This window comes from Chryseobacterium sp. D764 (genome assembly GCF_019317325.1).
GTDB lineage: Bacteria > Bacteroidota > Bacteroidia > Flavobacteriales > Weeksellaceae > Chryseobacterium.
The window spans coordinates 1,500,200-1,521,077 of the sequence record NZ_CP079219.1 but is presented as its reverse complement, the minus strand read 5'-3'; the positions used below and the strand labels follow the sequence as shown (position 1 = coordinate 1,521,077).

At 37.3% G+C, this 20,878-nt stretch carries 14 protein-coding genes; all 14 read left to right on the top strand.

All coding sequences use genetic code 11. From position 1 onward, the window contains the following. Positions 1 to 72 precede the first annotated feature (72 nt). The 14 genes from KYG33_RS06920 (at position 73) to KYG33_RS06850 (ending at position 20,865) form a co-directional block, all read left to right on the top strand. Entirely contained in the window at positions 73 to 636 is a 564-nt protein-coding gene (locus KYG33_RS06920) for a DapH/DapD/GlmU-related protein (protein WP_180564082.1), read from the top strand. A gap of 15 nt (positions 637 to 651) precedes the next feature. Next, positions 652 to 1,161 carry a cupin domain-containing protein gene (locus KYG33_RS06915; RefSeq protein WP_180564081.1) on the top strand — a complete coding sequence of 170 codons (510 nt, stop codon included), beginning with the start codon at positions 652 to 654 and terminating at the stop codon, positions 1,159 to 1,161. 72 nt (positions 1,162 to 1,233) lie between these two features. Then, on the top strand, positions 1,234 to 2,232 hold the full coding sequence (locus tag KYG33_RS22470) for a carboxymuconolactone decarboxylase family protein (RefSeq protein ID WP_257468948.1): 999 nt from the start codon (positions 1,234 to 1,236) through the stop codon (positions 2,230 to 2,232). 398 nt (positions 2,233 to 2,630) lie between these two features. Further along, on the top strand, positions 2,631 to 5,399 hold the full coding sequence (locus KYG33_RS06900) for a substrate-binding domain-containing protein (RefSeq protein WP_219072918.1): 2,769 nt from the start codon (positions 2,631 to 2,633) through the stop codon (positions 5,397 to 5,399). A 516-nt stretch (positions 5,400 to 5,915) separates the two neighbouring features. Next, positions 5,916 to 7,226: a sugar porter family MFS transporter gene (locus KYG33_RS06895; RefSeq protein ID WP_077418719.1), complete on the top strand. Its 1,311-nt coding sequence runs from the start codon at positions 5,916 to 5,918 to the stop codon at positions 7,224 to 7,226. An 81-nt stretch (positions 7,227 to 7,307) separates the two neighbouring features. Beyond that, positions 7,308 to 8,870: a glycoside hydrolase family 32 protein gene (locus KYG33_RS06890; protein WP_219072917.1), complete on the top strand. Its 1,563-nt coding sequence runs from the start codon at positions 7,308 to 7,310 to the stop codon at positions 8,868 to 8,870. A gap of 10 nt (positions 8,871 to 8,880) precedes the next feature. Beyond that, the gene (locus KYG33_RS06885; protein WP_219072916.1) at positions 8,881 to 11,982 is read left to right on the top strand and encodes a SusC/RagA family TonB-linked outer membrane protein; all 3,102 of its coding nucleotides are present in this window, start codon (positions 8,881 to 8,883) and stop codon (positions 11,980 to 11,982) included. 17 nt (positions 11,983 to 11,999) lie between these two features. Then, positions 12,000 to 13,697 carry a RagB/SusD family nutrient uptake outer membrane protein gene (locus KYG33_RS06880; RefSeq protein ID WP_219072915.1) on the top strand — a complete coding sequence of 566 codons (1,698 nt, stop codon included), beginning with the start codon at positions 12,000 to 12,002 and terminating at the stop codon, positions 13,695 to 13,697. Between the two features lie 12 nt (positions 13,698 to 13,709). Beyond that, the gene (locus KYG33_RS06875; protein ID WP_219072914.1) at positions 13,710 to 15,104 is read left to right on the top strand and encodes a DUF4960 domain-containing protein; all 1,395 of its coding nucleotides are present in this window, start codon (positions 13,710 to 13,712) and stop codon (positions 15,102 to 15,104) included. An 11-nt stretch (positions 15,105 to 15,115) separates the two neighbouring features. Further along, complete coding sequence (locus KYG33_RS06870) at positions 15,116 to 16,657, top strand: glycoside hydrolase family 32 protein (protein WP_219072913.1); 1,542 nt, start codon at positions 15,116 to 15,118, stop codon at positions 16,655 to 16,657. 3 nt (positions 16,658 to 16,660) lie between these two features. Next, on the top strand, positions 16,661 to 17,569 hold the full coding sequence (locus KYG33_RS06865; protein ID WP_077418724.1) for a carbohydrate kinase family protein: 909 nt from the start codon (positions 16,661 to 16,663) through the stop codon (positions 17,567 to 17,569). Positions 17,570 to 17,583: 14 nt separating this feature from the next. Then, positions 17,584 to 17,868, top strand: coding sequence for a hypothetical protein (locus KYG33_RS06860; protein ID WP_180564073.1), 285 nt, complete (start codon positions 17,584 to 17,586; stop codon positions 17,866 to 17,868). Positions 17,869 to 17,903: 35 nt separating this feature from the next. Continuing rightward, entirely contained in the window at positions 17,904 to 18,233 is a 330-nt protein-coding gene (locus KYG33_RS06855; RefSeq protein WP_257468947.1) for an RHS repeat domain-containing protein, read from the top strand. A 772-nt stretch (positions 18,234 to 19,005) separates the two neighbouring features. Next, positions 19,006 to 20,865: a hypothetical protein gene (locus KYG33_RS06850; RefSeq protein ID WP_219072912.1), complete on the top strand. Its 1,860-nt coding sequence runs from the start codon at positions 19,006 to 19,008 to the stop codon at positions 20,863 to 20,865. Positions 20,866 to 20,878: the final 13 nt, after the last annotated feature.

The window sequence follows — 20,878 nt, the reverse complement described above, 5'->3', positions numbered from 1 at the left end:
GAACATTGCAATAGCTGAATCTGCTTTTTTAAAAAGCGGATTCATCCTTTTTATTTCTTTAAATATTTAATAATGAGTTTTAACGAAGATATCTTTACCAGACTAAAAAATGGTGAAACAATAATGCCCGGCGATCCGGAAATTCACAAATTGCTGGAAGCTTCTTATAAGGTTAAGAAACAACTGATTGAATTAAATAATTCTACAGAACCGGATGAGATTTTAAAAATATTAAGTCAAATTATCGGCAAAGAATTGGAGAATGTAGTGGTGTTTACACCTATTTACATCAATTATGGAAAGAATCTCAATATTGGTAAAAATGTATTCATCAATTTCGACTGTACTTTTCTGACTCTAGGAGGACTTACCATTGAAGACGATGTTTTAATCGGCCCGAAAGTAAACCTGATAACGGAAAATCATCCTTTAGAACCTCAACATAGAAAAGGATTAATTGGAAAATCCATTTTAATCAAGAAAAATGCTTGGATTGGAGCCAATGCAACCATTTTACCGGGAGTTACGATTGGAGAAAATGCTGTAGTTGCAGCCGGAGCGGTCGTTTCTAAAGATGTTCCGGACAATGTTGTGGTGGGAGGAGTTCCTGCAAAAATCATCAAAACAATTGCATAAATTAAATGTAAAACAATGAAATATTTAATCATCATTCTTTTAGCGTTTAGTCCAACTGTAATCGCACAAAATAAAGTAAATTCAAACAAAATAAAATCAAACGAAATGAGTACAGATATTCCTAAAATAAGTGATTTTCCGACAGGTGAAGAAAACACGGCTTATGCGCAGTATTTTATTGGCAAGTCCTATTTGGCGCCACTTACAAGCAATAAAGATTTAAATGTTCCTCTTTCTAATGTCACATTTGAACCGGGTTGTCGTAACAATTGGCACAGCCACACAGGCGGACAGCTTTTGATTGTTGTAGGTGGCGAAGGTTTATATCAGGAAAGAGGAAAACCCGCACGTCGTTTAAAACCCGGAGATATCGTAGAAATTGCTCCGAATGTTGAGCATTGGCACGGTGCCAATGCTGACAACTGGTTTTCGCATTTAGCAACGAATGGAAATCCGCAGACCAATCAAAATGTTTGGCTGGAAGCTGTTTCCGATGAAGAATTTGCTGAAGCCAACAAAAAATAATTTTCAATGATGAGCAAAAACAAGTTTCTACAATGGATAATTCTTTTTATTCTCACATTAAGTATAACAAAAATGAATGCACAAGAAAATAAAACCAATCAAAATTTGAATGCTAAAGAACAAAGTTTGGTAAAGATTTCTTCACTCACGACAACTGGAAATCTTGGAAGTCTAAAACTTCAGTTGAATGCCGGATTGGATTCTGGTTTGACGATTAATGAAATTAAAGAAGTCTTGGTTCAATTGTATGCGTACTGTGGTTTTCCGAGAAGTCTGAATGCTATTAATACTTTTAAATCAGTTTTAGACGAAAGAAAATCAAAAGGTATTAATGATATCGAAGGAAAGAAAATCATTGTCGAAAATAATGTTGAAGACAAATATGAACAAGGCAGAAAAACCCTTGAAGAACTTACAAAAATGCCACAAACCAAACCAGCACCAGGTTTTGGTGAGTTTGCTCCACGGGTTGACGCTTTTTTAAAAGAACATCTTTTTGCCGATATTTTTGTGAGCAATGTGCTGACTTATAAGCAAAGAGAAATCGTGACGATTTCTGCTCTTGCTTCTTTGGATGGAGTAGAAGGACAGTTGCAATCGCATATCAATATGGGAAAAAACACAGGAATTACTGAAAATCAATTAGCTCAATTGGCTGATTTGGTTCAAGAAACCGTTAATAAAACTCAGGCAAATACAGCTCGAAAAATCATTGGAAAACCGCTTGTTCCGATTATTGAAAACGACATGATGATTCGGATTTCCGAAATTGAAATTATCCCTGAATTTTTAGAAGAATATAATTCTATTCTGAAAGAAGAAGCTTCAGCATCAGTAAAGCTGGAGAAAGGTGTGATTGCAATTTTTCCGATGTATCAAAAGGAAAATCCAACTCAGATAAGAATTGTAGAAATCTATGCGGACAAAGAAGCATATCAGTTTCATTTGCAAACGCCACATTTTTTGAAGTATAAATCATCAACCTTGAAAATGGTAAAATCCCTGAAATTAATAGATATGGAAAGTATTGACAAAGAAGCGATGTCTGATATCTTTAAAAAGATAAAGTAGTATTAGACCAGTAAATTGTAATATAAAGTCATTTTATTTACACGTTTAATTTTGAAATTTTTTTTAAAGACTTTAGAGAAATTAGTCTAAAAGAAATTCAATAAAAAAATGGCGTCATTTGTTTATTTATGAGGAAGATAACTGTATCTTCAAATACGTGCTTCATTTAAGCCAACTAAAACAAAATTTGTAAAGCTCATTTTTATCAAGTAATTTTTTTGTAGACTAATTTTAGTACAATTTAACTTTAAGCATTTTACAAAGGCAATCTTGGTATAGCCAGTCTTCAATTGATCTTATTAGTCTTTTATTACATATAATGAATAGAGCAGATTTAATACAAAATACTATCATTAAAAATTGCCTGTCTGCAACATCTTCATTAATATTGTGTTAATATGTTACCAATAAAATTATTAAAATTTTTCAGTTTTCTTAAAGCCTACAGGATATTATTCCTTCTGTTTTTCCTTGTTTTTTTTTCTTGTAAAAAACCGCAGAAAGCTTCAGATAAAATTACTATCGGGTTTTCGCAGGGATTGGGCAATCATCCCTGGAGATTGGCAATGAACCACTCTATGGAGATACAGGCATCGCTTCATTCCGAAGTAGAGTTGAATATACAGAAAGCAGAAAGTTCTGTCAGCAAGCAGGTTCAGGATATCCAAAAAATGATTGATGGTAAGGTGGATGTGATTATCATTTCACCCATTGATCCGCAATCCCTGGTTTCGGTAGTGGAAAAAGCAGCTACTAAAAATATTCCGGTTATTTTGCTCGACAGAAAGATCAATTCAGAAAAATATACGACTTATATCGGTGCAGACAACGTGGAGATTGGGAAAGAAGCGGCCAATTACATTCTTTCAGATTCCAAAAATTATAAAAAAGTAATCGAAATAAGAGGTGATGACCAATCTTCCCCAACCATAGAAAGAAGTCTTGGCTTTCAGGAAATCATCAGAAATAGCCCCAACACAGATCTGATAAAAACATTTAAAGGTCTTCCGGCTGATGCTTTCAGGAAATCATTGGATTCCTTAGGAAATCAAAGTCTGTATGTTTTTGCCTTTAATGATGAGCTTGCCACCAATGCATGGCAGGTTGCACGAAATACAGGTTTGGAAAATCAAATCAAATTTATCGGCGTTGACGGCCTGAATACAAAAGACGGCGGAATCCAGATGGTTTTGGATGGAAAACTGAATGCCACTTTATTGTATCCGACTGGTGGAGCAGAAGCGATCGAGACGGCGATTAAGATTTATAATGGTGTTGCTGTTCCGAAACGCATTAAACTCAGCACAACGATCATTGACCGGATGAATGCGGAAATTATGCGCAATCAGTTTGATAAAATTATTGAGCAGCAAGGCGTTATAGAAAATCAGGTACAGGCGGTTAAAAAACAGGTCGAGCTATATTCTTCGCAAAAAGAATTATTCCGATGGTCTATTATATTGTTAGTGTTGATGTTTTGCCTGGTTGCCTATTCGATTCACCTTATTTATGCAATAAAGATAAAAAATAAGCAGCTTACACTTACCAACGAGAGAATTACTATTCAAAGAAATCAGATTGAAACCATTGCCAATGAGTTGAAAGACAGCAATGAAGCGAGGGTTAATTTCTTTACGGGAATATCTCATGAATTTAAAACACCCATTACGCTTATTCTCAGTTCATTGGAGTCTTTAATGGATTTTGGCAAAACCAAAGGTACAAAACCATCCTATGAGCTGGAGCTGATCAATAAAAATTCCAACAGATTATTACGATTGGTGGATAACTTGTTGGATTTTAGAAAAATAGAAAATCAAACTTTTAACCTAAGAGTTTCCAAGACGAATATTTATGATTTTACTTACTCAATTTTTCGTGATTTTGAAAATGAAGCTAAGAAAAGAAATATCAAATTCGAAATTCATTCACAGAATAAAAATCTTGAGCTTTACATCGACAGAAACCTGATGGATAAAGTCTATTTCAATCTTTTGTCCAATGCTTTCAAATTTACACCAGATAATGGAAAGATTGAAATCACGATTCAGGAAAAAGGAAATCAGGCGGTGATCAGCTTCAAAGATAATGGAATCGGAATCCCTGAAAAAGAAATCAGCAATGTTTTTGAAGCGTATTTCAAAGGCTCCAACAATAGAAAAAACAGTTCAGGAATTGGGCTTCATCTTAGCAGACAGTTCATTGAGCTCCATCTTGGGAAGATAGAGGTGAACTCTTTTCAGGGAACGGAGTTTATCATCAGTCTTTATAAGGGAAACAAGCATTTCAACGAAGACCAAATGGTAAAAGAACCTAGTCTCGCAGATGCCGAAAGCCTGACAAACGATGCTATTTTAAATGGATTGGAAGACGAGATTAATATCCAACATGAGGAATCTCAGGGCGAACGCTACTCGCTTCTTTTGGTGGAGGATAATTTGGATTTGTCCTTCTTTTTAAGCAAAAAGCTTCAGAATGAGTTTAAGGTGACGGTTTCTGATGGGAATGATGCAATTGATAGGGCACTGAATGAAATTCCTGATATTATCGTCTGTGACGTTAATCTTCCAGGCAAAAATGGTTTTGAAATCTGTGAAATTCTTAAAAATGATCTTCGTACATCACATATTCCGGTCATTCTTCTGACAGCTCTTGATAATAAAGAATCTTATCTTCAAGGCTTGAAATCCGGCGTTGACCTTTATCTCACGAAACCTTTCAGTTACCCGATTCTGATACAATCACTACATACGCTGCTTTACAACCGTGAAAAGCTACGTTATTATTATACAAATAATATTGGCAGAATTTTGGATAGCAAATCGTTTGGAAATATAGAACAGAAATTTGTGAACAATCTGAACAATCTCATCAAAACCAATATCGATAATGCCGATTTTTCAGTAGAGAATCTTGCAGACCTGCTCAATATTTCCAGAATTCAGTTGTATAGAAAGATTAAAGCAATGTTTGATGTAAACGTTAGCGATTATATCAACAATTTCCGTCTTGAACAGGCCAAATCTATGCTTCAAAATCCTGAACTGACAATTTCGGAAATTGCATACAAAACCGGTTTTTCTTCCCCGAATTATTTCTCTACTGTTTTCAAGAATAAGTTTGGTATATCCCCGAATGCCTTTAGAAAGTCTGCGGGGAAGGAGTGATAATACTACGAAATCAAATGATTAAATATTTGAATATAACATTAAAGTGATAAAATATGGAGCTTCAATTTATATTTAAAATCAATCCTCACATCTAATATTTTTTACAATATTGAGCAGCAGTAAATCAAACTGCTGCTTTTTTTATTATACTTTCTCAACAACATACCTTCATCTAAACTAATAAACAGCTTTCTGAACGATTTATAATTCCTAAAAGTTCCTGAGCTAAAAACCATATAGCTTGATTCGTTTTTTGGTTAAAATTTTCATGACATTAGTTGTTCTTAAATCATAAAAACACCAAAACATACGTAACATTTTTATAAAACAATGTTACATTTTTGTAACCTGATGAAACTTTAATAAAATTATTTTTAAATAAATTATTGATTTTCAGTTAATTGTAATTAATTAACAAATAGTTAACCTTGACGAAATATTTAGTTACATAATTAGACCTTCGGATTGCCGCCCGGGGATATATTAGCCACAAACAAATAAATATTTTAACAGATGAATAAAATTCTTATGTGGTCTATCACGGCAGCTTTGGCAGGATTTCTTTTCGGGTTTGATGTAGTCGTGATTTCCGGCGCAGACAAAAAGTTGCAGACGCTCTGGAATAGCTCAGATGCATTTCACGGAGCAGTCGTAATGGGTATGGCATTGTGGGGTACAGTGATAGGCGCTATTTTCGGCGGAATCCCGACCAATACATTAGGACGGAAAAAAACGCTCTTGATCATTGGTGTCTTATATGCGTTTTCTGCTATAGGAACGGCGCTTTCCAATGATCCTTATCTGTTTGCATTTTTCAGGTTTATAGGTGGTTTGGGCGTTGGTGCTTCTACGATTGCTGCACCGGCCTATATTTCAGAGATTGCCCCTGCAAAAGATCGTGGCAGAATGGTTTCCCTGTATCAGTTCAATATTGTTCTGGGAATTCTGATTGCATTTTTATCAAATTATTTACTAAGCGGTATCGGCGATAATGACTGGAGATGGATGCTTGGTGTGCAGGCAATTCCCGCAGCAATCTATACATTATGTGTGTTTACTATTCCGGAAAGTCCGAGATGGCTGGTTTCGCAATCTAGAATAGAAGAAGCGAAAAAAGTGATGAAAATCCTAAGTCCCGATCAGGATTCTGACACCTTGATCACCCAGATGAAAGATGACCACGCAGAATCGCCAAAGGAAAATATCTTTATGAAAAAATACCGTTTTCCGCTGATGTTGGCTTTTCTAGTAGCTTTTTTTAATCAGATGTCGGGGATCAACGCGTTCCTGTATTATGCACCAAGAATTTTTGGCGAAGCAGGATTGGGTGAGAAAACAGCACTTCTCAGCAGTATAGGAATTGGTGTTGTTAATATGGTTTTTACTTTGGTTGGAGTCAACCTTATTGATAAAGTAGGAAGAAGAACATTGATGTATTTGGGTTCCGTAGGTTACATCATTTCTTTAGGATTGGTTTCTATGGCGTTTTATTTTCATTGGTCAGGATTGGCGATTCCTATTTTCTTGTTCCTCTTCATTGCTTCTCACGCTATTGGTCAGGGAACGGTAATTTGGGTGTTTATTTCAGAGATTTTTCCAAACCATCTGCGGGCATCGGGACAGGCTTTCGGTAGTTCCACACACTGGCTTCTGGCAGCAATCATTCCATCACTAATTCCTACATTATTTTCTACCATCGGAGCCGGGACCGTATTTTTGGTCTTTACCGTTGCAATGGTATTCCAATTATTATTCGTAATGTTTATGATGCCGGAAACCAAAGGAATATCACTGGAAAAATTAAGCAAAACACTGACGAAGTAGATTTACAAACTAATATAATCATGGCGAAGAACACCTCTAAAATTTTTAAATAATTCGAAAATTTCCTATTAAATAATCATAATGAAGAAAATCATATCGACTTTAATAATGGCTTCCACGTTTTGTTCCGGGCTCAACGCACAGTCGGACTCGAAAACGTCTGAAGAGCAACTTTACAGGCCCAATTATCACTTCACTCCTCAAAAAGGCTGGATGAATGATCCGAACGGTCTCTTTTATCTTAACGGAACTTATCATTTATTTTTCCAGCATACACCGTTTCAGAGCGTGCCGGATTTTGGTAAGATGCATTGGGGGCACGCCATCAGTAAAGATCTTATAAAATGGGAAGAATTGGCTCCTGCAATTGCCTATGACGAGAAGGGTGCAATATTCTCAGGAAGTGCAGTTGTAGATAAGGATAATACATCAGGTTTTGGAGATGGAAAAAATGTTCCGTTGGTAGCAATTTTTACCTACCATGATATGAAGAAAGAGAAAGCCGGAGAAATTGATACGCAGTCTCAGGCAATCGCTTATTCTTTGGATAATGGAAAAACCTGGACCAAATACAGTAACAATCCGGTATTGAAAAATCCCGGAATAAAAGATTTCAGGGATCCGAAAGTTTTTTGGGATGCGAAAAGAAAACAATGGGTAATGGGATTGGCGGTACAGGATAGACAGCATTTTTATGCCTCAAAAAACCTGAAAGACTGGACATTCCTTTCAGAATTTGGTAAAGATTTCGGCGGACACGGTGGTGTTTGGGAATGTCCAGATCTTTTCCCGGTAAAGGTAGAAGGAACCAATGAAGAAAAATGGGTGCTTATCGTTAACATCAATCCGGGTGGGCCAAACGGAGGTTCTGCAGCCCAGTATTTTGTAGGTGATTTTGACGGAAAAACTTTCAAAATGGATGATGCTTTTACAAAGCAGCTTGAAAAAGAAAAAGTAGTCTGGCTGGATTGGGGACGCGATAATTATGCGAGTGTCTCGTTTGATAACGTTCCGGATAACAAAAGAGTAATAATAGGTTGGATGTCAAACTGGGACTATTCACCGAATGTGCCTACAGAAAAATGGAGAGGAAGTTCCACTATTCCTCGTGAAGTAACATTGGAAAGGACCAAAGAAGGTTACACTCTGAAAAATATCCCTGTTTCCCAACTTAAAAATTACGAAGGAAAGACAGTTAAAAAAGAAATTAACCTTGTTTCGGATAAAAAACTTATCAGCAAAGGAGAAATAGACCTTTCCAAAGCAGTTTTAGATGTTGATCTCAAAAAAATGACCAAAGGGATTTACACTTTTGCTTTGAAAAATTCATTGGGAGAACGTGTAATTTTCGGAATTGATAATAACAAGCAGGAATTGTTTATTGACCGTACCCAATCCGGCAAAACCGATTTTAAGAACAATTTTGCAGACAGGATCTCAAAAGCTCCATTAGCAGAAAACTATCAAAACGCAACGTTCAAAATTGTATTGGACAAAACTTCCATCGAAATTTTCTTCAATAAAGGCCAAAAGGTAATGACCGAAATCTTTTTCCCGAATGAAAGCTTCTCGGAACTGAGCTTATTTACAGATACCAAAGGAAGTACGGTGAACTTCAATGCTCATCAGATTAATATCAAATAAAAACTATAGTATGAAGAAATATAAAATAGCCATCGCCTTTTGCCTTCTGCCTTTTTCGTATGTGTTTGCGCAGGAAGTCATTAAAGGTAAAGTAGTTTCCTCAAATCAGAAACCGTTAAGTGGGGTTATCGTAACCGTTTCGGAAACCGGAGCCAATACCACCACAGACAATAGCGGTGCATTTCAGATCAACGACCTGCAAAAAGGAAACACTTTAGTTTTCACGTATCCGGATTATTCCACCCGTGAAGTCGTGGTGGATGGAAAAACAGTCCTTAACATTGTTTTAGCTGCAGAGAAAATAAAAGGTATAGATGAGGTGATCGTAACCGGGTATACCAAACAGAAAAAAGCAGACATTACCGGTGCGGTTTCTGTGGTAGATATGAAAGACCTGAACAAGCAAACCGAACCCAATCCGATCAAATCTTTACAGGGGAGGGTAGCGGGTGTTAACATTGAAGCTGACGGATCTCCTTCCGGCAGTAACACAAAAGTGCTGATTCGCGGGGTTGGAACGCTGAACAATACAGATCCTCTGTACGTAATAGACGGTGTTCCCACAAAAGCCGGAATGCACGAGCTTAATCCAAGTGACATCGAATCGATGCAGGTACTGAAAGATGCTTCTTCAGCAAGTATATACGGTTCCAGAGCGGCTAATGGTGTGATCATCATCACGACCAAAAAAGGAAAAAAAGGGAAGATGAGAATCGATCTCAATTATTATACAGCATATTCACAATATGCAAAGAAAACAGAAGTTCTGAATGCAAAACAATTCGGACAGGTGCTTTGGCAGGCCAACATCAATGACGGACTGAACCCGAATAGCAACAATCTAAGCTACAGTTTTGACTGGGGGGTACAGAACGGTATTCCGACTTTATACAACAGCTATGTTCCGGAATACCTGGATGCCGGAAAAACGATTAAATCAGCCAATACCAACTGGTATGATGAGGTTTCGCAGACCGGGGTTGCCAATTCGCTGGATGTTTCTGCTTCAAGCGCTTCGGATAAAGGTTCTTACTTTTTCTCTATGGGGTATTATGACAATGATGGAATCGTGAAACTTACCAATTTCAAAAGATTGTCTGCCCGGGTTAATACCTCTTATAACTTTTTCGACGGAAAGTTGAAAATCGGGGAGAATTTCACCTTCAATAAAACCAATGAACTGATGGATCCGGGCGTTTTGGATCCTGCTTTACGTGCTTTGCCCATTATTCCGGTTCATACTGTGGACGGAATCGGGTGGGGAGGACCGGTTGGCGGAATGAATGACAGGCAAAACCCTGTCAGACTTTTAGAATATAATAAAGACAACGGCTACCAATACCAAAGATTCTTCGGAAATGTTTATGCAGAATTACAGCCTATAAAAAATCTGACTTTAAAATCCAGCTTTGGAATAGATCTTTCCAATTATTACAAAAGAATGTTGCAAAGAAGCTATGTTTCAGGTTACCTGCAAAACAAAACCAATGCAGTAAACATCGACCAGTCAGACACCGAAAAATGGACGTGGTCCAATACCGCACAATACACCGCAAAAGCAGGAAAACATCATTTTGATGTTTTGGGTGGAATGGAAATGTACAAGGATACGTATAAAAATACCTGGTTGAGAAAAGAAGGATTCCTGATAGAAACACCGGATTATATGTATCCCGATGCAGGAACAGGGGATGCTTTCAATGGAGGAAGTTCCACCTATTACAGCCTGTTGTCCTACTTCGGAAAATTCTCTTATGATTATGACAACCGTTATCTTTTCTCTGCAACAATGCGTTATGACGGCTCTTCAAGATTCGGTAAAAATAACCGTTTCGGGACTTTCCCTGCATTCTCGGCAGGATGGAGAATCAATAAGGAACATTTTGCAGAAAATCTGATTCCGTTTTTCTCAGATTTGCGATTAAGAGCGGGTTGGGGGCAGACCGGGAATCAGGAAATCAGTAATTCCGCGGTGTATTCGCTTTATATAGCAAATTATGCGGGAGGAAATCCAACTTGGGCAACATCTTACGGTACGGCTTACGATATTTCCGGTGTCGGAAGCGGATTACTGCCATCAGGATTTATCGCAACTCAGACAAAAAATGATGACCTGAGATGGGAAACCACCACGCAGACCAATCTCGGTCTGGATTTCGGATTTTTTAATCAAAAACTGACAGGGAGTGTCGATGTGTATAAAAAAGCAACAAAAGACATTCTTGTATTGCCACCTTATCTTGGTGTGATCGGAGAAGGAGGAGATCGATGGATCAATGGTGCTTCTATGGAAAACAAAGGGATTGAAGTTACATTGTCTTATCAGAATGAAACCGCAGGTGGTTTCCGTTACGAAGTTTCAGGGAATATCTCGATGAACCGCAACAAAATTACTGAACTTCCGCAATCCGTTATCAACAATTATGGCGGAAACGGAACAACGGATAATATTCTTGGGCGTCCGGTAAACTCAATGTACGGTTATGTTGCCGACGGACTTTTCAGGACTCAGGCAGAGGTGGATAATTCTGCAAGTCAGTCAGGTAAAGGCTTGGGAAGAATCCGCTATGCAGATTTAAATGGTGATGGAATGATTGACGACAAAGACAGAACGTGGATTGGCAATCCGAATCCGGGATTTATGTATGGTGTCAATCTCAACTTTTCATATAAAAACTTTGATCTTTCAACATTCTGGCAAGGCATCAGCGATGTAGATGTAATCAATTCAAAAAAATACCAGACTGATTTCTGGAGCGTGGATGATGTAGGTTCCAATAAAGGAACAAGACTTCTGAATGCATGGTCACCTCAGAATCCGAATTCGGATATTCCTGCGCTTACGACAGTGGATGGCAATGCAGAATCCAGATTCTCATCATACTATGTGGAAAGCGGAAGTTATCTGAAGCTGAGGGTTCTACAGTTGGGCTACACATTCCCGAAATCTCTGATGGAGCATTATAACATTGTTAATTTCAGAATGTATGCAAGTGTTCAGAATCTTTGGACGATAAAATCCAAAAGCTTTACAGGAATAGATCCTGAAACGCCGGCATTCGGTTATCCGTTACCGCTGACGTTTAATTTTGGAGTTAATTTTTCCTTATAATTTTTAAATAATAAAAAATGAAAAAGAATATACTTTTTACAATAGCTTTTGCCTTTTTGCTTGGAACTACTTCCTGCAACGATTTTCTGGACACTGAACCAAGAGGTGTTTTGTCGGAAGCTGATGTGGTAACACCTCAGAATGTGGATGGTTTTGTGGTTGCGGCCTATGCATCTCTCGGAAATGACCACTATGATACCCCTTTCAGTCTTTGGCCTTATGGAAACGTCCGTTCTGATGATGCGTACAAAGGAGGAAGCGGAACCAATGATATCCAGACTTTTCACTTTTTTGAAATTTCAAATAATATCCGTTCAGATTTTGGTGAGTTAGACAGATTATGGTATCTCAATTATGTAGGGATTTCCAGATGTAATAAAGCGATTGCCGCACTTAAGCAGCTTTCAGACTCCGAATACCCAAACAAGCAAAAGCGGATTGCCGAGATGAGTTTCGTAAGAGGACATTACTACTTTTTACTGAAAACGTTATTTAAATACGTGCCTTATGTCGATGAAAATACACCCATTGATGATTATCCGAAAATCTCCAACAGAGCAAAAACCGACCAGCAACTTTGGGAAGCTATTGCTTCTAATTTTGAATTTGCAGCGGCTAATCTGCCTGCAACACAGTCGGAAGTGGGAAGACCCAAGAAAAGTGCAGCTTATGCTTATCTTGCTAAAGTAAGACTGTATCAGGCGTATGAGCAGGATGATAACTATACGGTAACGCAGGTAAATCCGGTTACGCTTCAGAAATCTATTGATGCTGCCAATCAAGTGATCGGAAATTACACGCTGGAGCCTGATTTCGGGTACAATTTCCTACCGGGAACACATGAGAACGGCCCGGAGGCAGTTTTTTCCATTCAATATTCTGACAATGACGGAACGCTTTTCGGAAGGCTCAATTACGGTGATGTTCTTTCTCTGCCACAAGGTTTGGGATGCTGCGATTTTCATAAACCAAGCCAGAATCTGGTGAACGCATTCAAAACGACGCCTCAGGGATTACCGATGTTTGATACTTTTAATGATACAGATTTGAATTACAATCAGCTCAACAATTATAAAGTGGATCCTAGGCTTTACCATACGGTTGCCTTGCCTGGACTGCCCTGGAAATATGAAGAAAATAAAATTTTTCAGGAAAGCTGGAGCAGAAGCCCTGGAACTTATGGTTATTATTCTTCATTGAAGGAAAATGTACCTGTAGGATGTGGCTGTACCGTGAATGTAGACCCTTTCTACGGTAATTCCAAAAATAGAATCATCATAAGATATTCTGATGTTTTGCTGATGAAGGCCGAAGCCTTAATTGAACTTGGACAAATCAACGAAGCATTGCCATTAATCAATCAGGTGAGACAGCGTGCGGCGAACAGTACGGTTTTGACCGGAAGTTATACCACGAACAATCTGATCAGCAAGTATGAGCCGGGCGTGAACTGTACCTGGAACCAGGATTTTGCAAGGAAAGCATTGCGATGGGAGAGAAGAATGGAATTTGCAATGGAAGGAAGCCGTTTCTTCGACCTTGTGAGATGGGGTATTACAGCAGGAACGATGAATACCTATTATTCCGGTGAAAAAACAAAAAGATCTTACTATTCTCAGGCAGGATTTGACCACGGAATTGAAGAATATTGCCCGATTCCTTTGGCTCAGATCAATTTCAGCCAAGGGGTTTATAAACAAAATAATGGCTACTAAAAATATTAAAATATGAAAAGTATATTTAAAAATTTGCAGTTGGTTATAATGGTATTACTTTCAGCAGTAATTATAATGTCTTGTGATAACAGTAATGAAGATGGACTTGTTACGGATGTTTCGGTCAATATTTCTTCTTTCAGGGTGAATGGTGTTTCAGGGGAAATTGATCATAAGAATGATAAAATCACAATCACACTTCCTTACGGGACAAGCGTTAAGACATTGGTTCCGGTTATTGAAATTCCGCAGGGAGCAGTAGTTTCTCCGGCATCAGGAGCAACGCTTGATTTTTCACAGCCGGTTAAATTCAAAGTGAAAAATGGCAATATCTACAAAGATTATCAGGTAACTGTAAAAGCTCAGGATCCTGTTATCAACTTTAAGATCAATGGATTATCTGCTACTATCAATAATTCGGGCAAAACCATTTCTCTTACAATGCCGGAGGGAACAAATCTTACCGCATTGCAGCCGGTAATAGAAACAGGAAACAGCGTCAGCATCAATCCTGCATCGGGAACGACTCTTAACTTTACCAGTCCTGTTTTGTTTACTGTTTCTAATGGCAGTATTACAGAAGTGTATACTGCTAAAGTAACAACGCCTGTTTCAGGACCGTCCGTTGCATTCCTTGGAACGGCTGCTACAAGAACTGGATTGACAAATCCGGATGAGATTGCAGCTTCTGACTGGCTTTTCGGAAAATATTCAGGGGCAGTATATGTTTCGATTGCTGATGTCGCAAGTGGTGCAGCCAATCTTACGGGAATTAATGTGATCTGGTGGCATTTTGACTCGGCTACCGCTCTGCCGGGCGATGCGCTGAATACGAATGTAACTTCCAAAATCAAAACCTATCTTAATGGCGGAGGAAATATTTTGCTCACAAGCTTTGCTGCACAATATGTTGACGCGTTGGAAATAGTTCCCGCAGGAAAAGGACCGAATAATGTTTTCGGAGATTTTCTTCCGAACGGATTTATAGATACAGGAAGTGATTGGGGAATCTCTTTCAAAGGAAATGAGAATCATCCTGTTTTCGATGGTCTTCAGACTTACGAATCCGGGAAAGCCAATCTGCTTGAGAAAGGTACATTCCGTCTGAATCATACAGCCTGGTGGTTCCTTCCGGATTGGGGTGGATATGTAAATGGTGCCGGATGGAGAAACCAGACAGGTGGTAATAATCTTGCCAGCGAGGCTTGGGACAATACTTTGGACGGACGTGTCGCTATTGCTGAATTTCCCGGCGGAACTGCCAACAAAAAATGTATGGTCATCTGTACGGGGGCCTACGACTGGTACAATGAAACAGTGAACGGAAACCCAAGCCAGCCCAACTCGTTTCAGGATAACATCAAAAAGATGACGGAGAACAGTCTCAATTATCTTGTAACCCATTAATATCAGAACCAATGTCAATTAAAAATATATATGTAGCAGCTGTACTTTCGCTGGCAACATTCTCCTGTCAGAATCACGATTCGGATACGGAGGTTAATTCGGAAGATATTTACAGCAAAACCAATATCTTTCCTCAGCCACCCAACCGATGGATGGGAGAGAATAATCCTTATTATACAGAAGGTTATGCAGGAGACGTAATGCCTTATTATGAAAACGGGAAGTTCCATCTTTTCTTTCTTCACGATGCAAAAACAAAACCTGCAGGAGAAGGATTTCACGATATTCACAGCTTCGAGACCAGTAATTTTACAGATTTTACTTATCAGGGAAGACAGATTCCTTACGGAACTTCATCAGAAGCCGATTTCGGAGTGGGAACGGGAAGCCTTGTAAAGGTTGGAAATATTTATTATTACTATTATACGGGTCATAATGAAGTAGCTTCATTTCTTTCAGGTAATCCACGGGAGAGTGTTTTGTTGGCAACAAGTACGGATATGAAAAGCTGGACGAAGATCAAGAATTTTAAAATCACTGCTCCGGCAGGGTATTATGATTATGAATTCCGTGACCCACACGTTTTCTTTAATTTTGAAGACGGAAAATATTGGATGCTGGTTTCTGCTCAGACCTCTGACAAGAAAGCAGTTGTGCTGAAATTTACCACCACCAATCCGGCAACCGGAAACTGGACTGTAGAAAATCCGATTTATACTACCAGTTCTTCCGAAAATTATATTATGCTGGAATGTCCGGACCTTTTCAAAATGGGCAATTATTGGTATCTTGTTTTTTCTGAAAACTGGAGCAGCAATACCGGAACGCATTACCGAATTTCCACATCGCCAAACGGACCCTGGACCACACCTCAGAATGACCGTCTCGACGGCTCTTATCTCTATGCGGCTAAAACGGTTTCGGATAATACAAACCGTTATCTGGTAGGATGGACCGCAAGAAAAACTCCTGAAAATAATACCGGTGGAAAAGATTGGGCAGGAAATATTGTTACTCACAGACTGGTTCAGAATTCGGACGGAACACTGGCTGTGAAACCTGTTTTAGGATTACAATCTGTATTTGGTCAAAATGCTGTATTATCAGTAGATAAGATTACAGGTAATGCTTCTCAGAACGGGAATAGTTTTAATCTTTCCGCGAATTCCCAGGTAATGTTCGGGAAGCTCCAGAAAGCCAATCAGATCAGCTTTACGTTGAACGCTTCTGTTAACGGAAAATCAGGATTGATTTTAGCGCAGGATAATGATGGGAAGAATAGTTTTAAAATTTCATTTGAACCTTCTTCCAACAGAATGGCAAGTTATGTAATGAATGGCGGGAGTGAGGATTTTGCCAATGCTTATCCTTTGTCTGGAATTTCAGGAACCAATTATAACGTAACGGTTTTCATCAGCAATGATGTTTGTGTAGTGTATGTGAATGATAAATTAGCGTTCAGCAATCGTGTGTATAATGTTGTAAACAAAAAATGGAGTATTTTTGGTACTTCGGACAGTTCATTCAACAATATTAATGTTAAAAATCCTTAATTAATGTTTCTTAATAAAAAAATAAATGCAGTAAGTTACGGAGAAGTTCTCTTCGATGTCTTTGGTGGAGAAAAGAAAATCGGCGGTGCTCCGCTCAATCTGGCACTCAGAACGGCGTCTTTCGGATTTCCGGTAGCGATGATAAGTGCTGTTGGTAATGATGAGGATGGAAAAGTAATTTGTGACTACGTTAGAGAAAATCAACTTGATACCAGCGGAATTATGACAACCCAGAATTATGATACAGGTATTGTCCAGGTAACATTGAATGAACGTGGTTCCGCAACTTATGAAATCAAATTTCCGTCTGCCTGGGATTTTATTGAAATCAATAATGATACTTTGAATGTCGTTAAAAATGCCGATGTCTTTTTTTACGGAAGCCTTGTCTGCAGGAATGATGCTTCAAGAAACACGCTTTTCAGGCTACTGGATTCCAACCCTGAAATGTTTAAGGTTTTTGATGTGAATCTGAGAAAGCCTTTCTACCATATTGAGCTTCTGGAACAATTAATGAACAAATCTGATTTCATTAAATTTAACGATGAAGAAATCCTTGAAATTGCCTGTGAGTTGGGTTTTAAATCAGATGATATTGAAGAAAACATCCGTTTCATTTCAGAAAAAACAAATACAAGTTCTGTTTGTGTCACATTGGGAAAACATGGCTCAATATTACTTTGGAACAATAAATTTTACAAACATGGTGGCTACCCTGTGAAAGTGGTCGACACGGTTGGAGCAGGGGATTCGTTTCTGGCGAGTTTAATCACCCAGTTGCTATCAGATAAAAACCCCGAAACAGCACTGGATTTTGCAAGTGCGGTTGGTGCTTTGGTGGCGAGTTATTCGGGAGCTAATCCGAAGCTTCAAAATGATGAAATTGTGGAATTTATGAAAGAGCGGGTTTGATAGAAGTTTAGTTTTTGAAGAACGAAAAAGGTATTGCTATTCAGGCCCAGTATCCGCAGATTGTCTGGGTTCCCAACGCAGATACACAGGGGACATATGCCTCTCCGTCTAATACCTTAGTGAACGATCCGGATTGTGCCTATGTCGTTGAGCAGCTGATTAATGATTTTTCTCAGGATCCTGAGAAAGATTCCTGCTATAAGAGCTTGTTGAACAAATATAGTGATGTGCTGAACAGCAGTGGAAGTTCTGTGCATTTCTGGATGAAATCACCAACAGTAATCCTGATGGGTGTTTAACAGGACAGACAATTCCGGAAATCCTGAGTTCAGAAATGTACTGGATACATCCGGATCACTTAGGAAGCTCTTCAGTGCTAACAAATAGCGTATTTAAAATCACAAACTGGTATGAATACATGCAATTCGGAGAACCAATGATGGAATTATCCAATAATGAGTATAATAATCCTTATAAATACAACGGCAAAAAATTTGATTCTCAAACAGGATGGTATTATTATGGAGCACGATATTATGATTCACAAAGAAGCTTCTGGCTATCGGTAGATCCATTGGTAGAAATCACCATGTCACCATTGCCTATACATGGAATGATCCTGTTAACTAGACCCTACAGGAATGATGGGGGAAAGGATAGGTGAGTCTAGAGGAAACCTTAGTACTTAAGGATCAATTGATGTGTGAAGACCTTTATAAGATAAAAGAGGCTGTCCTAAAGGCAGCCTTTTACCTGATTGAAACAGATAATGCTGTGTCAAGATATAGTATTTATGAAAGTATTATGATTAGGAATGTAATAAGGATCTTTTGAAACCAGCCCATGGCTATATGCTAAAGAGTTTTTGATCAATTAAAGGCTATATTTATCAACTGTTTGAAAAAGGGGAAGTCTTCACAATGGAATAAAAAAATGGCGCCACTTGTCTTAAAGTGGCGCCATTTGGCTTTTGGTGACCAAGGCGAGCGTATCTTCAAACACCTTTATAGATGATTTGGTTCGATTGAGTCAAATTATACAAAAATTATAACTCTCATTGATCGTATTACGACAAGTTCTGTCGTAAGGGTAGAATACTTTTACAATAAATAATTTGAATCAATTATAATTGTTTATTAATATCTGAATTTTCACTTTTTTTACAAACAAGAAATTAATTTTATTTCCTGTTTGTATTGGTTATTTTTCATTAAATGTTTGTGAAAAATATTATGTTTTCCATTTTGTTAATTGATTGTTTGCATAATAGTCTTAAAATTTATTAAAAAATTAAAATAAAAATATTGTTTGATGTTGTCATTTTATTAGTTTTGCACACTTAAAATAATATGATGAAATAATGAATATTAATTTATTTTCAGTTAATGAAATTTTGACATGTTATTAAATTAATACCCTTAAACTAACACCATTTTATGAAAAATGCATTTACATTTCTATTTGTTTTCATAGGTCTTTTTTTATTTTCTCAAACGATAATGTTTGGACCTGTCTCTGGACTTGCTTTTAGGAAAAATAATGTGAAACAGCAGGTTTTGCAAACAGATACTTTACAAGATCGTCTTATGAATTATCATCTCATTAAAGATAATCCTTCGATAATTTTTTTTAAAAAGCTTAATACAAGTTTAAATCAACCTACATTGTTTATGGTTGGAAATAAATTTGGAGGAACGGATAATAAAGTTTATGCCAAAATAGGCAGCTCAATCATAAGTACTCTTGGAATTGCAGATTTTCCTGATTCTTTAAAAATCACAAATCAGGAAATAAACGCTAAAATATTGACATTTACTAAAAAAGATGTTAATAGAAGAATTAATCCCATTGTTTTTTTTAATAAAAGAGCGGATAAAAAAGTACTGATCCCGGAAGTGTTGGTTTTTGATAAAAATTTGTCAGAAGCAGAAGCTCAAAAGATTGAAACTTATTTGGCTATAAAGTATGGAATTATGATCAATGATATATCTGAGAAAAATTATATCTCTTCAGATGATCATATATTATGGGATTCAAAAAAAAATAAAAATTATAATTTCAGAATAACAGGGATTGGAAGGGACGACGCTTTTGAATTGTATCAAAAACAATCTAAAAACTCTAATGATGATAAATTAGCTATGGCAATTGACAGTTTAAAACTGACCAATAATTTTAACACTGGAACTATTGAAAATGGGAATTTTCTGATATGGGGAGATAATAATCAAAATCTAGAATTTAAAGATGCAGATTTACTTTCGCAGCATCCTAAAAGAGATATGTTAAGAGTTTGGAAAGTCCAGAATAAGGCTATAGATAATCAGATTATGAAAACTAATATGTATGCTGTATTACCTCCCCAAGCTCAAGGGAATTTTATTAAACTAAGGTTATTTCAAAATGAAACAGATTATCAGAATGATATATCAACAGATATTACAGGGAAAAAAATAAATGATACGCTTTATGTTTTTAAAGATGTCTTATGGGACATCAATAAAGATGGTAATGACTATTTTACATTTAGTTTAGATGATATCCAAAGTAACATTAATATTCAAATGGTAAGTACTTGTGAGGATTTAGGAAATAATCTGGTCAAAATTTCTGTACCGGGAAATATTTTACCTTTCGAATATTCTTTGGAAAGCCTTACTACAAGCCAGATGATTGCGAATAATTTGCAGGGAACAAATAATCAAATAATATTTAACAATCTTAATCCTGACCACTATAAGCTTATCCTTAAGAAACAAGGTTACAGTGATATTGTAAGGACTTTTGACTTACAGGGGGTTGTTAATCAGAATATTGATACAAATTATCTTTGGCAGGGCACGCCAATTGAGTTGGATTTAAATACCAGTTCTTTCCAGTATGTGTTAACAAGTCCAAATGGTCAGAACACAACTGCAGCACCTTATTTTCTAAACGGAATAGGAAATTACGGACTGAAAATAAAAAATAAACTTGGATGTGAGACGGTCAAAAACTTGTCAGTTCTCAGTGCCGAAGATTATAATGCACTTCAGAATAACTCATTATTTAAGAAAATTCAGGTTTCTCCTAATCCTTCCCGAGATGGTAACATGATTATTAAAGTAGAGTTGAAATCTGCTAAACAATTAGCTGTGAAGATATTTAATAGTTTGGGTATTCTGGTTAAGCAAGGAGATTATTCTTCTGCTTCGGAATTTACTATTCCAATGTCTATACCGCCTGTTGCTGGATATTACAGTATTAAGATATTTATTCCTGAAGAAGGAAAAAGTGTCAATTTCATTATTTATTAAAAAAGCTAACCAC

What these genes read in the sequence shown, in the direction of transcription:
- KYG33_RS06920 (WP_180564082.1), top strand. Translation starts at nt 73, where the DNA reads ATGAGTTTTAACGAAGATATCTTTACCAGACTAAAAAATGGTGAAACA.
- KYG33_RS06915 (WP_180564081.1), top strand. Translation starts at nt 652, where the DNA reads ATGAAATATTTAATCATCATTCTTTTAGCGTTTAGTCCAACTGTAATC.
- KYG33_RS22470 (WP_257468948.1), top strand. Translation starts at nt 1,234, where the DNA reads ATGAATGCACAAGAAAATAAAACCAATCAAAATTTGAATGCTAAAGAA.
- KYG33_RS06900 (WP_219072918.1), top strand. Translation starts at nt 2,631, where the DNA reads ATGTTACCAATAAAATTATTAAAATTTTTCAGTTTTCTTAAAGCCTAC.
- KYG33_RS06895 (WP_077418719.1), top strand. Translation starts at nt 5,916, where the DNA reads ATGAATAAAATTCTTATGTGGTCTATCACGGCAGCTTTGGCAGGATTT.
- KYG33_RS06890 (WP_219072917.1), top strand. Translation starts at nt 7,308, where the DNA reads ATGAAGAAAATCATATCGACTTTAATAATGGCTTCCACGTTTTGTTCC.
- KYG33_RS06885 (WP_219072916.1), top strand. Translation starts at nt 8,881, where the DNA reads ATGAAGAAATATAAAATAGCCATCGCCTTTTGCCTTCTGCCTTTTTCG.
- KYG33_RS06880 (WP_219072915.1), top strand. Translation starts at nt 12,000, where the DNA reads ATGAAAAAGAATATACTTTTTACAATAGCTTTTGCCTTTTTGCTTGGA.
- KYG33_RS06875 (WP_219072914.1), top strand. Translation starts at nt 13,710, where the DNA reads ATGAAAAGTATATTTAAAAATTTGCAGTTGGTTATAATGGTATTACTT.
- KYG33_RS06870 (WP_219072913.1), top strand. Translation starts at nt 15,116, where the DNA reads ATGTCAATTAAAAATATATATGTAGCAGCTGTACTTTCGCTGGCAACA.
- KYG33_RS06865 (WP_077418724.1), top strand. Translation starts at nt 16,661, where the DNA reads ATGTTTCTTAATAAAAAAATAAATGCAGTAAGTTACGGAGAAGTTCTC.
- KYG33_RS06855 (WP_257468947.1), top strand. Translation starts at nt 17,904, where the DNA reads ATGTACTGGATACATCCGGATCACTTAGGAAGCTCTTCAGTGCTAACA.
- KYG33_RS06850 (WP_219072912.1), top strand. Translation starts at nt 19,006, where the DNA reads ATGAAAAATGCATTTACATTTCTATTTGTTTTCATAGGTCTTTTTTTA.